The following is an 11,984-nucleotide window of genomic DNA, read 5'->3' on the forward strand; positions in this document are numbered from 1 at the left end:
TGGATGCGGGGATGAAATGAAGGTGAAAGGAACAAATGAATACGAAAGCTGGTCAAATGAACGTGTAAGGTGAGGAAATGATTGGATGCGAGGGTAAATGAAAAGGAAAGGAACAAATGAATGCAAAGCTGCTCAAATGAATGTGAAAGGTGATGAAATGTATGTATCCGATGATGAATTGAATGAGTCCCCCTTTTCATAAACGATCTGCCACAAAACCAATGAATACTTTTTCTTTCTTAAGGGTAAAGAATAGGAAACGATAATATTTGGAGGTATGTACGATGACGAAGAAAAATTATTATGTAACTTGGAATTCAGGTGATTCCATTGAACTCCTTCCTATCAAAGCTGATTCACGAACGATTCAATATGAAGTAGAGGCAGATAGGGATGAATACGAAAAATTAAAACTCCTCATCGGTAAAGTGAATGAAAAAGACGTAATGCAAGAACATATATTTGTACGACCATTCGATGAAACTGCTGATGATGCAGATAAAGAAAAACTAAAGTCGGATGAAAAGGAATTGTTTGATTATATACAAGCTATAGGAACTGAGAAGACAAAAGCACACTTTCAAGAAATGAATTAAGCGTTTGTACATTGTAGCACCTCCACCTACTGTTCTAAGTGCTACATGAAGAAGCGAGGGAACGCTCACTGTTTTAAAGGCTGTCTCAAAAAGGTATTTTGTATCTTTGGAGACAGCCTCTTTCTTTATGTTTTCTGAAATAAAAGGTAAAATAAAAGAAGTAATTGTTAATAGTATGATTAGTGAAACTTCATACTGACTTATCCGTAAATAAATTTATGGGAGAAAACAGTAAGAAATAGAAAGGGGGGTCAGAAAAATGAATAAAAAAATAAGGCTAATGATTTTTTCATCTATGATTATCCTGGCTTTTGTCTTATTAATATTCTCCCCACCCCAGGCAGAAAGTGAAGGTGAAGGTGATTTAGTATACTATATACCAGTTGAGCAAGCTGTAGAAAGAGGCTTGGAAGCTTTTCTAAACCGTTCTATAAAAAAGGCGGAGGAAGAGGGAGCAGACCATATTGTTTTGGAAGTAGATACACCTGGTGGTTTGGTAGATGCAGCGGGCGATATAGCTAAGCTGGTGAGAGATACAACGACACCAACCACGGCTTTTGTTGTTGGTGAAGCAATGTCTGCAGGTGCTTATATCTCTCTAAATGCTAATAAGATCGTTATGATGCCAGGAACGGAGATGGGAGCTGCTCAAGTAATTGATGGCTCCGGGAATGCTGCAAGCAGCAAAGCCCACTCCGCATGGCTTTCAAGAATGCGAAGTGCTGCGGGTTTAAACGATAGAGATGAAAAATACGCGTTGGCAATGGCCGATCCGCAAGTGGATTTACCTGATTACGGTGCCCCGGAAGGCAAACTTCTTTCATTAACTAGCGAAGAGGCTTTGGAAGTTGGCTATGCCGAAGCAGTTCTAGAGAATAGAGAAGATCTTCTTGCTTTCCTAGGTATGGAAAATGCTGAAGAACGGGTAGCTGAAGTTAGTTTAGCCGAAAAAATTGCCCGATTTGTTACAAATCCTATTGTTATCCCGATACTTTTATCTGTAGGAAGCTTAGGACTAGTATTAGAATTATTTTCTCCCGGCTTTGGAATCCCCGGTATTATGGGAGCAACTTCATTGTTTTTGTATTTCTTTGGACATTTAGTTGCGGGATTCGCTGGTTGGGAAACTTTAATTTTGTTTGGAATAGGGGTAATATTACTCCTGATTGAAATTTTCTTACCCAGCTTTGGAATTTTCGGGATTATGGGAATTGGTGCAATAGTGGGGAGTCTGGTGTTAAGTTCATACTCCACATCGTATATCCTTTTATCCGTTGTAATTGCAGGAATAATTACAGTAATTGCTTCTATTATGTTTATTAAATATGTTGGATACCGTGGGCCATTTAAAAAGGTTATCTTAACTGCTCAAACGAAAACCGACCAGGGTTACGTTTCTAATGCGTCTCGCAGTGAGATTGTAGGAGAGGTAGGCGAAGTATTAACAAGCCTTAGACCTTCAGGAACTGCGTTAATAAAGAACGAACGACTTGACGTGGTTTCTGAAGGAGGATATATTGAACAAGGAAGTAAAGTCAAGGTCATATCTGCAGTTGGCTCTCGAATAGTTGTTCGGGAAGAAAGACTCGGGTCTGATGATTAATCGGTTGAAAAAGGAAAAGGAGGAAAACAAATGAACTTAGAAGAGATTGGTATATTTATTGTCATTGGTCTTATTATAATTGCAATAGGTGTACTTGTAACATTTGTTCCAGTGGCATTGTGGATTTCTGCATGGGCTGCTGGTGTTAAGGTAGGTATTTTCGAACTAGTTGGAATGAGGCTTCGTCGGGTTATACCACATCGTGTTGTTAATCCATTGATTAAAGCTGTAAAAGCTGGTTTAGAACTCAATACTAACAAGCTTGAAGGCCATTATTTGGCAGGTGGTAACGTAGATAGAGTCGTAAACGCTCTCATCGCTGCACAACGAGCAAATATTGATTTGACATTTGAACGTGCCGCTGCTATTGATCTGGCAGGACGTGATGTACTAGAAGCTGTTCAAATGAGTGTTAATCCGAAAGTAATTGAAACGCCTTTTATTGCTGGTGTGGCAATGGATGGTATCGAAGTGAAAGCCAAAGCTAGAATTACTGTTCGTGCTAACATTGATCGCCTTGTCGGGGGTGCTGGAGAAGAAACAATCATCGCCCGAGTTGGTGAAGGGATTGTATCTACAATTGGTTCCGCTAAAAATCATGCGGCAGTGCTGGAAAGTCCAGACATGATTTCTCAGACGGTATTGAAAAAAGGCTTAGATGCTGGTACAGCGTTTGAAATTCTATCAATTGATATTGCTGATATTGATATCGGTAAAAACATTGGAGCAGGATTGCAAACGGATCAAGCAGAAGCTGACAAGAAAATTGCTCAAGCTAAAGCAGAAGAACGTCGTGCTATGGCTGTTGCAGCTGAGCAAGAAATGACAGCAAGAGTAGAAGAAATGCGAGCGAAGGTTGTTGAAGCGGAAGCAGAAGTACCTAGGGCTATGGCGGAAGCTTTCCGTTCAGGAAATTTAGGGGTAATGGATTACATGAACTTCAACAATGTCAAGGCAGATACGGATATGAGAGGATCTATCGGTAAAGCTACTGACTCAAGTGAAGATGATACAAATAACCCAGGATCCAATCGGTAATGATTGAAAGAGGGACTTCCTTTTGTTCCTATTATGAAGGGAGCGTAGATTAATGGAAGGTATATTCCAATTATTACAAGAATCACCTCTTATTCTCTTTTTCATCATTGCAGCATTGATTAGCTTTTTTCGTGGCAGTGCCAAAAAGAATGCTCCGGAACAAGGACAGTCGCAGCATAAATCAGAAACTGATAATCGAAAGCAAGAGGTTGATTGGAAAGATATTTTTCGCCAGGAAGAACGGTCAGCGGATAATTATCCCCAAGAACGTCAAGCAGAGGATCACTCAAATGACTCAGATTCAAGGAGTGCATCGCTATCAGAGGTAGATGCTGAAATAGGCACTGCAAGTCATGAGCTGCAAGAACGTTATAATAGGCTTCAAGAGCGTAAAAAACAAGCAATGAAAAGAGCTGGAGAAGTGGATGATTCTGCAATAGGTCGTCCAGGAAATGCAAGGTCACCTAAAGTCAGACTCGACTTTAGCAGAGTTTCTGGAAACGATGCAGTAAAAGGAGTCATTTGGGCAGAAATTTTAGGGAAGCCTAAAGGACGAAGACGCCCATAATCATATAGTTAAACTTGAGAGACTAGTTTGATTTATCACTTTTAGTGATAAATCAGCTAGTCTCTTTTCTTTTTTGTGATAGTAGAGTGATTAAATTCATACATATTAGTGGAGAGGTGGTTCAACATGAAGCAATTTCATAAATGGGTAAAAAAGTGGATGGTAAATTATTTAGATTTACCTGCCGATGTTGTGATGGATTTACCTAGGATCACTTTGGTTGGGAACCTTCATATTTATATTGAGAACCATCAAGGTGTCTTGTTATTTACAGACAAGGAATTAAAGCTAGCTTTAACGGATGGGGAACTTTTAATTAGAGGTGAACAGTTCATCATCAAGAAAATCCATGCTGAAGAAATATTACTTGAAGGAAAAATAAAAGATGTCCATTATCTCGATAGAAATCGTGACTGAGAGGAGAAGTAAATATGCGTAATGATTGGCTGAAGAATTACAAAGGTTTCATGAAAATTCGGATCAAAGAGACGACTCCTGAGAAATTTATTAGACTGAGCAAAGAAATTGGTTTAGAGATATGGGGGATTGAATACGAGTCAGAAGAGATTTTCACAGCCCATGTTAATTTAGAAGATTTGGGGGCTGTCAAAAAAGTGGCCAAGCTTTTGTCCTGCAAGGTTACATTTACGAGAAAGAAAGGCGCACCTTTTTTATGGGTAAGCATATGGAATCGCAAGGGAATGGTTATGGGTATATTAAGTTGTTTTCTCTGTATAATTGTGCTTTCTAATATGGTTTGGAAAATTGAAATAGATGGAGCTACTCCGGAGTTAGAACACGAAGTAATGACAACGATAGACGAATTGGGAGTTAAAAAGGGAAGTATCGCATTATTTTTGCCACCTCCTGAACAAATTCAAACGCATATCATGAATGAAAGAGAAGATATTACTTGGGTAGGGGTTACAAGACAAGGCTCATCTTACCACTTCCAAATAGTGGAAAAAGAGATTGTTGAAAAAACACCTGCTACGATAAACGGTCACTTAGTAGCAACTAGAAAAGCGATGGTTCATGACTTTTTTGTAGAAAAAGGAAAATTGGTCGTGCGTGAGAATGAACTTGTCGAAAAGGGTGATATATTAGTCTCGGGTAATATAGGTAAAGAAGGAGAAGAAAAGCAAGTGTCAGCTACAGGAACAGTTCTAGGAGAGTTTTGGTACAAAGCTGACATTGAGGTCCCTCTTTTATCCGCTGTGGAAGAGTTAACTGGAGAAGTTCAAAAAAAACATTTTATCGGTAATGATCGATTCCAATTTCCGATATGGGGGATAGGTAAACCTAATTCAGAGGAAACAGTGAAAGAAATTTTTAGAGAGAATTGGGAGATACTAGGTGTAACTCTTCCCATTTCATATGGGTATTCTTATGAATACGGAATAGAAGATATTGAAAAAGAATTGCTAAAAAAAGAGGCATTGGAAATTGCTATGGAGGAAGGGAAAAAAAGTTTACTTGATAATTTTTCCAATCACGCACAAATTATGGATGAAAAAGTTTTGCACCAATCAATTGAGGGTGGTAAAGTAAAGGTATCCATACACTTTAAAATCATCGATGATATCGCGGTGAGACAGCCTATCATTCAAGGAGACTGAGTAAATTTGACGGAGAATAAAAAGACAATAGATTTAAACATTCAAGGGGCAAATGAAGTACAAGCTTTGTTTGGACCAAATGATAAACATTTACAACGACTGGAAGAAACGTTTTCAACAACGATATTAACAAGAGGTCAAGAAGTAACTATTTCTGGTGATGAAGAAACGATTAAGCATATTGTTGATATTTTAGAGATGCTATTAAAATTGATTAGAAATGGTGTCGCTATTCAAGAAAGAGATGTTGTTTATGCATCTCAGCTATCTAATCGTGGCTTATTGGATGAGATGACTGACTTGTACGAAGATAAAATAACAACGACATCCAAAGGGAAACCAATTTTGGCGAAGACTTTAGGTCAGCGTCACTATGTATCAGCAATCCGAAAAAATGATATTGTTTTTGGGATTGGGCCCGCTGGAACAGGTAAAACCTATTTAGCTGTGGTATTAGCAGTTCATGCATTAAAAGAAGGACATGTAAAAAAAATTGTATTGACTCGCCCTGCGGTTGAAGCCGGGGAAAGTTTAGGGTTCCTGCCAGGGGATTTAAAAGAAAAAGTAGACCCTTACCTGCGTCCTTTGTATGATGCTCTACATGATCTATTAGGAGCTGAACATACAGAACGTTTGATTGAGCGAGGGACAATAGAGATTGCACCTCTTGCATATATGAGAGGGCGCACATTGGATGACTCATTTATTATATTAGACGAAGCACAGAACACAACATCAGAGCAAATCAAGATGTTTCTTACACGTCTAGGGTTCGGTTCCAGAATGGTTATTACAGGTGACTTAACACAAATAGACCTTCCCCGTGGCAAAGTGTCTGGATTAAAAGTCGCAACTAATATTTTGAGCAATGTGGAAGGTATGTCATTTATCCACTTAGAACCGTCTGATGTAGTTCGGCATACGCTTGTGCAAAAAATTATTCGTGCCTATGAAGCAGAGGATGATCGCGAAAATAAAACTAACTAAAAATGGATAAGTTTATGAGTAGGGTCTTTAAAAAGGGAGGGTGGGCATGTCTTTACGTTCATCAATTGACCAGCATACGTGGTGGAATAAAGTAAAAGCACACAGATATATCAGAATATCTCTATTTTTTATTTTAGGAATGGTTACATACGGATTATTGGTTTCGAATGTCATTCCTGATACTTTTGAGGTAGAACTTGGGACAATATCCGAGCAGGATATTCGCTCCCCTTTGACGATTGAGAATAGAGAAGAAACCGATAGACTAAGGCTGGACGCTTATGAATCTGTTGAACCCGTTTATTCTCTAAAACCAAGGTACGCTCAAAATCAAATAGAACGTATTCAGGATGTGTTTCATACCGTTAAACAAGTGAGGGCGGAAGCCGATCTTGCTGAGTCTGAATTTGAAATTGATTTACAACTAGATGTTAGAGAAGATGCACCTGAGAATGATGAGACGCTCGACATGACTGGACCTATAAGTACTGATGATATGCTGGAAAAGGTCAGGACTACGTTAACACAGCAAACAAGTGATGTGTTATCTGATGAGACGCTGATAACTTTGCTGGAATCATCTTCTGAAAATTTGCAAATGGCTCAAGAAACGACAACAAGTGTTGTGGATGATGTCATGAATATTGAAATTCCGATGGACCAAGTATCAGAGGCGAAAGATCAAGCAGAAGAAAAAGTATTAACGGCTACTGCTAACTTTCAATTATCGAGAGCGATGATTGAAATTGCACGATTTGGAATAACTCCTAATTATATGTTAGATGAAGAAGCAACTTTAGAAGCTAGAGAAATGGCACAAGAACAAGTTGAGCCGGTTATGGTCAGAGAAGGACAACTGCTCGTTGAAGAAGGACAAGTTATTACTTCTGAACTTTATCAAAAGTTATCGCTGGTAGGGCTAACAGAAGAAGTTACGATGTTTTACCCATATATAGGGCTTGCAATTATAGTTATTTTATTAATTTCCATGCTTGGATATTACTTAAGTGATGCAAAAACCTCTTTAAAAACCAATAATACGCATTTACTCATGTACTCATTAATTTATATTCTTTCACTAGGAATAATGAAGTTAGTCAGTATCATGCACGGCATTGAATTAGATGGAATTACTTACATTGCTCCAGTAGCAATGGGAACTATGCTTTTAACGATATTATTAAACGCGAGAATTGCTCTGTTTACGAGTATGGTATTTGCAATTATCGCAAGTATTATGTTTAACAACCAAGCGACAGGGATATTAGATTATTCGCATGGTGTGTATATATTCTTTAGTGGCATAGCAGGAGTATTTTTCTTGAATAAATCTCATCGGGTGATGAGGGTACTCCAGGCTGGTATGTTTGTTGCAATTATCAATATTCTTGTCGTTATGGCGCTTCTTATGCTGAAAAACGCCCAATACGGGTGGATGGATATAGGATCTAACTTTGGTTTTGCTGTCTTAAGCGGCTTTATCGCAGCAGTTTTAACAATTGGGCTACTTCCTTTTATTGAGGCAGGATTTGGGGTACTGTCAAATACCAAGCTCATTGAATTATCAAATCCCAATGATCCTTTATTGAGAAAGATTCTGTTAGAAGCACCAGGAACTTATCATCATAGTGTGATGGTAGCCAATTTAGCAGAAGCAGCGTGTGAGGCGGTAGGTGCAAATGGATTATTGGCTAGAGTTGGGGCATATTATCATGATATTGGAAAAACAAGAAGGCCTCATTTTTTTATAGAAAACCAGATGAAAATGGGTAACCCTCATGATAAATTGAGCCCTCAACTAAGCAAAACGATCATAATAGCTCATCCATACGATGGTGCTGAGATGCTACGTGCCAATAAATTGCCGAAAGAATTAATTGATATTGCAGAACAACACCATGGAACGACATTGTTAAAATTCTTTTACTACAAAGCGAAGCAAGAGCTTGGTGAGGATGTGTCTGAAAGTGATTATCGATATCCCGGTCCGAAGGCAATGACAAAAGAATCAGCCATTGTAGGCATTGCGGATGCGGTGGAAGCAGCAGTGAGATCTATGCAAAACCCGACACCCGAAAAAATTGAGTCGCTTGTCAGAAAAATTATTTCTGACCGGTTGGAAGATGGTCAGTTTGATATGTGTGATTTAACATTAAAGGAATTAAATACGCTAGCAACATCTTTATTAGAAACGATGCAAGGAACTTTTCATTCAAGGATAGAGTATCCGGATGATGAAATTGCCGAAAAAAAGGAGGGGTAAAACAATGAGTAATTATACAATTGATTTGCTAGATGAAACAGAAACACTCTCTAGTTTTGACCAAGAATTGGTCAGTAATGTTATAAGAACTGCATTGACATATGAATCTATTGCAGAGGAATCTGAAATTTCAATTATATTCGTAGATGAAGAAAAAATACATGAATTAAACAAAGAATATCGTGGTATCGACCGCCCAACAGATGTGTTATCTTTTGCATTAGATGAAGGAGACGACGTTGGTGAGACAGGCGAAGTTCCGAATTTATTGGGAGATATTATTATTTCTCTTCCTCAGGCACATGCACAGGCAGAAGAGTATGGTCATGATTTTCATCGGGAGCTTTGTTTTTTAGCTGTCCATGGCTTCCTTCACTTAGTGGGATATATTCATGATTCTGAAGAAGATGAACAAAAGATGTTTTCACGTCAAGAGGAAATATTGCAGGAACATGGACTCAAAAAATAACCAGCCATTTGTCTCGTGGAATCGCCTGAAGAAGAGTTTCTTTTATGCATCTCAAGGAGTTCGGCATACATGGAAATACGAACAGAACTTTCGTATTCACAGTGTTATTTCGATCGTAATTATGGTGGTGGCGCAATTATTAACTATTCCTTTCACCGAGCAAATTATCTTAGTTGTTGTCATTGGTGCAGTCCTTGGAATGGAATTGATTAATACTGCTTTAGAGCACATGGTTGATCTTGTTGTACAAACATATGACGAGAGAGCAAAAATTATTAAGGATGTAGCAGCTGGTGCTGTATTTATGTTTGCTTTGACAGCAGCTGTTGTGGGATGTATGATATTCCTTCCAAGAATATACAATCTTTTTTTCTAAAAGAAGTAAATAAATTAACGAACTGTTTTCGTAAAACTACTAGCTAAAATTGGTCAAATTCACAGTTATTAGAATTGTCCGGAAACTGCTATATTAAATATTTTCAATGTGAAGGTGATGAAATGGATAAAGAATCATTATTAAAAGAAGCAAAGTTCGCAAGAGAGAAAGCTTATGTACCGTATTCTAAATTCCAGGTAGGTGCAGCTTTGTTAACGAACGATGGTGTCGTGTATCATGGGTGTAATATTGAAAACGCTGCTTACAGCATGACTAATTGTGCCGAGCGCACAGCGATCTTTAAAGCAGTCTCTGAGGGGGCTCGAGACTTTAAGGCAATCTCGGTCATTGCGGACACGGAGGGGCCTGTATCACCGTGTGGAGCGTGCAGACAAGTGATGTCTGAACTACTACAACCAGATACAATGGTATATTTAACAAATTTAAAAGGTATTACATCAGAATGGAAAGTTACTGAACTATTACCAGGAGCTTTTACACCGGAGGATCTACATGGAAAATAAAGGAACTAAGAAATCTGGATTTGCAGCCTTAATTGGTCGACCAAACGTCGGAAAATCGACACTTTTGAATAATTTGCTGGGTCAAAAAATCGCCATCATGAGTGATAAACCTCAGACAACGAGAAATCGTATCCAGGGGGTCTACACAGAAGATCGCGGTCAACTAGTGTTTATTGATACACCAGGGATTCACAAGCCGAAACACCGTTTAGGTGATTTTATGACAAAAATAGCCCAAAACACGCTAAGAGAGGTAGACGTTGTCCTCTTTTTAGTTGACGCTAAAGAAGGAAAAGGTGCAGGAGACAGATTTATTATTGAACGTCTTAAAAATTTGCAGACGCCTGTCTTTTTAATTCTTAATAAAATTGATGAAGTACACCCTGATGAGCTGTTACCGCTTATTCAACAATATCAAAACTCTTTTTCGTTTACAGAAGTGATTCCAATATCCGCTTTAAATGGAAATAATGTCAATACTTTAGTGGATCAGGTTTTTTCCTACATGGGCGAAGGACCGCAATACTATCCTGAGGATCAAGTTACAGACCACCCTGAAAGATTTCTTATGTCAGAAATGATAAGGGAAAAAGTTTTACATCTGACACATGAAGAAATTCCACACTCTATCGCTGTGGAGATTGAACAAGTAAAGCACCGGGACAATACGGACACGGTGTATGTTGGAGCAACGATTGTTGTAGAAAGAAGCTCTCAAAAAGGCATTGTGATTGGTAAGCAGGGAAAATTACTTAAAGAGATAGGAAGATTAGCTAGGGAAGATATTCAAAAGATTCTTGGGTCAAAAATTTTCTTGGAACTTTGGGTAAAAGTAGAAAAAGATTGGCGTAATAAGCCAAAATATTTGAGAGATTTTGGTTACGGGGAAGAAGATTACTAAGTGGGTAATTATTTCATGATTTATTCCTTACGGAGAGGGTCATCCTAATAATTGAGGAGAACGAAAAAACGTTCTTTGCATGAAAGGGGCGAGGTTTAATGAAACATTTAACTTGGAATCTTTTTGCAGTTACAGGACACCCGGAATCCTATTTACTTTATAAAGAGGTAGAAAGGGATGGAATGGAAGAAAACCCTCTACAAGAAGAGGGACTTTCCTCGGAGGATCAAGAGTCGCTTCTTCACTAAGTTAATGCTTATGAATTAGAGGTGGTGGCTTTGTTACAAAAAATAGAGGGAATCGTTATTAGAACAACTAACTATGGAGAATCAAATAAAATACTAACGGTTTATTCCCGGGAATTTGGCAAGGTTGCCTTAATGGCCAAAGGAGCGAAAAAACCTAAAAGTCGGTTTGCTTCAAGTTCACAATTATTTATTTATGGCTCGTTTGTATATCATCAATCTAAAGGGATTGGCACTTTAAACCAAGCGGATATTTTGGATTCATTCCGTGAGATTAGAAGTGATTTAATGTTAACGGCATACGGGGCTTATATGGTTGAATTGCTAGATAAACTTATTGACGATCGCGAAAAGAATCCGTATTTGTTTGAGTTAATTTATCAGCTCCTTCATCACTTGAATGAAGGAGAGGATGGCGAAATACTGTTACGGATATTTGAAACAAAAATGTTGGCTTACACGGGTTCAATGCCAGTACTTCATGAATGCACAAATTGTGGCAGATTTGATCTGCCATTTGTGTTTTCTTTACGCCAAGGTGGTGTTTTATGCTCTCAATGTATGCATATAGATGACTACCATTTAAAGGTTTCCTCAGCAACGATTAAATTACTGCAATTATTTCAGCAGTTGAATCCAACTAGGATCGGGCATATCTCGGTCAAAACGGAAACAAAACAGCAATTGAAAAAAGTCTTGGAAATGTACTACCAGGAACATGTTGGTGTGTATTTGAAATCAAAGCGCTTTTTAGATCAAATGGAGAAGTTTACAGATCAACACATTGACACGTAA

Annotated in this window: 14 protein-coding genes; all 14 read left to right on the forward strand. The window is 38.3% G+C overall.

Annotation, left to right across the window (positions count from 1 at the left end):
• Nucleotides 1-284 precede the first annotated feature (284 nt).
• On the forward strand, nt 285-596 hold the full coding sequence (locus ACHABW_RS02060; protein WP_435753831.1) for a hypothetical protein: 312 nt from the start codon (nt 285-287) through the stop codon (nt 594-596).
• A gap of 259 nt (nt 597-855) precedes the next feature.
• Nucleotides 856-2,199 (forward strand): NfeD family protein, encoded by a 1,344-nt coding sequence (locus ACHABW_RS02065; protein WP_435753832.1) that lies wholly within the window; start codon nt 856-858, stop codon nt 2,197-2,199.
• 30 nt (nt 2,200-2,229) lie between these two features.
• Entirely contained in the window at nt 2,230-3,237 is a 1,008-nt protein-coding gene (gene floA / locus ACHABW_RS02070; protein ID WP_110936689.1) for a flotillin-like protein FloA, read from the forward strand.
• Between the two features lie 52 nt (nt 3,238-3,289).
• On the forward strand, nt 3,290-3,805 hold the full coding sequence (locus tag ACHABW_RS02075; protein ID WP_435753833.1) for a hypothetical protein: 516 nt from the start codon (nt 3,290-3,292) through the stop codon (nt 3,803-3,805).
• A gap of 126 nt (nt 3,806-3,931) precedes the next feature.
• A complete protein-coding gene (yqfC, locus tag ACHABW_RS02080) occupies nt 3,932-4,222 on the forward strand; it encodes a sporulation protein YqfC (protein WP_435753834.1) in 291 nt (96 codons plus the stop codon).
• Nucleotides 4,223-4,236: 14 nt separating this feature from the next.
• Nucleotides 4,237-5,424 (forward strand): sporulation protein YqfD, encoded by a 1,188-nt coding sequence (yqfD, locus tag ACHABW_RS02085; RefSeq protein WP_435753835.1) that lies wholly within the window; start codon nt 4,237-4,239, stop codon nt 5,422-5,424.
• Nucleotides 5,425-5,430: 6 nt separating this feature from the next.
• Nucleotides 5,431-6,411: a PhoH family protein gene (locus tag ACHABW_RS02090; protein WP_435753836.1), complete on the forward strand. Its 981-nt coding sequence runs from the start codon at nt 5,431-5,433 to the stop codon at nt 6,409-6,411.
• 46 nt (nt 6,412-6,457) lie between these two features.
• Nucleotides 6,458-8,674, forward strand: a complete 2,217-nt coding sequence (locus ACHABW_RS02095) for an HD family phosphohydrolase (protein WP_435753837.1) — start codon at nt 6,458-6,460, stop codon at nt 8,672-8,674.
• A gap of 4 nt (nt 8,675-8,678) precedes the next feature.
• Entirely contained in the window at nt 8,679-9,143 is a 465-nt protein-coding gene (gene ybeY / locus ACHABW_RS02100; RefSeq protein WP_435753838.1) for an rRNA maturation RNase YbeY, read from the forward strand.
• On the forward strand, nt 9,127-9,519 hold the full coding sequence (locus ACHABW_RS02105) for a diacylglycerol kinase (RefSeq protein WP_435753839.1): 393 nt from the start codon (nt 9,127-9,129) through the stop codon (nt 9,517-9,519). The genes ybeY and ACHABW_RS02105 overlap by 17 nt, the downstream gene beginning before the upstream one ends.
• Nucleotides 9,520-9,641: 122 nt before the next feature.
• On the forward strand, nt 9,642-10,043 hold the full coding sequence (locus ACHABW_RS02110) for a cytidine deaminase (protein ID WP_435753840.1): 402 nt from the start codon (nt 9,642-9,644) through the stop codon (nt 10,041-10,043).
• Nucleotides 10,033-10,944 (forward strand): GTPase Era, encoded by a 912-nt coding sequence (era, locus tag ACHABW_RS02115; RefSeq protein WP_110936680.1) that lies wholly within the window; start codon nt 10,033-10,035, stop codon nt 10,942-10,944. Before ACHABW_RS02110 ends, era begins: the two co-directional genes overlap by 11 nt.
• Nucleotides 10,945-11,042: 98 nt before the next feature.
• Complete coding sequence (locus ACHABW_RS02120; protein WP_110936679.1) at nt 11,043-11,192, forward strand: YqzL family protein; 150 nt, start codon at nt 11,043-11,045, stop codon at nt 11,190-11,192.
• A 30-nt stretch (nt 11,193-11,222) separates the two neighbouring features.
• Nucleotides 11,223-11,984, forward strand: coding sequence for a DNA repair protein RecO (recO, locus tag ACHABW_RS02125; RefSeq protein ID WP_435753841.1), 762 nt, complete (start codon nt 11,223-11,225; stop codon nt 11,982-11,984).

The sequence above is a fragment of the Salipaludibacillus sp. CF4.18 genome, assembly GCF_051262595.1.
GTDB classification, from domain to species: domain Bacteria; phylum Bacillota; class Bacilli; order Bacillales; family Salisediminibacteriaceae; genus Salipaludibacillus; species Salipaludibacillus neizhouensis.

Excerpts from the sequence above, each read along its gene's own strand:
- ACHABW_RS02075 (WP_435753833.1), top strand. The coding sequence starts at position 3,290 with ATGGAAGGTATATTCCAATTATTACAAGAATCACCTCTTATTCTCTTT.
- yqfC (WP_435753834.1), top strand. The coding sequence starts at position 3,932 with ATGAAGCAATTTCATAAATGGGTAAAAAAGTGGATGGTAAATTATTTA.
- ACHABW_RS02060 (WP_435753831.1), top strand. The coding sequence starts at position 285 with ATGACGAAGAAAAATTATTATGTAACTTGGAATTCAGGTGATTCCATT.
- ACHABW_RS02065 (WP_435753832.1), top strand. The coding sequence starts at position 856 with ATGAATAAAAAAATAAGGCTAATGATTTTTTCATCTATGATTATCCTG.
- ACHABW_RS02110 (WP_435753840.1), top strand. The coding sequence starts at position 9,642 with ATGGATAAAGAATCATTATTAAAAGAAGCAAAGTTCGCAAGAGAGAAA.
- floA (WP_110936689.1), top strand. The coding sequence starts at position 2,230 with ATGAACTTAGAAGAGATTGGTATATTTATTGTCATTGGTCTTATTATA.
- ybeY (WP_435753838.1), top strand. The coding sequence starts at position 8,679 with ATGAGTAATTATACAATTGATTTGCTAGATGAAACAGAAACACTCTCT.
- ACHABW_RS02105 (WP_435753839.1), top strand. The coding sequence starts at position 9,127 with ATGGACTCAAAAAATAACCAGCCATTTGTCTCGTGGAATCGCCTGAAG.
- ACHABW_RS02120 (WP_110936679.1), top strand. The coding sequence starts at position 11,043 with ATGAAACATTTAACTTGGAATCTTTTTGCAGTTACAGGACACCCGGAA.
- era (WP_110936680.1), top strand. The coding sequence starts at position 10,033 with ATGGAAAATAAAGGAACTAAGAAATCTGGATTTGCAGCCTTAATTGGT.
- ACHABW_RS02095 (WP_435753837.1), top strand. The coding sequence starts at position 6,458 with ATGTCTTTACGTTCATCAATTGACCAGCATACGTGGTGGAATAAAGTA.
- yqfD (WP_435753835.1), top strand. The coding sequence starts at position 4,237 with ATGCGTAATGATTGGCTGAAGAATTACAAAGGTTTCATGAAAATTCGG.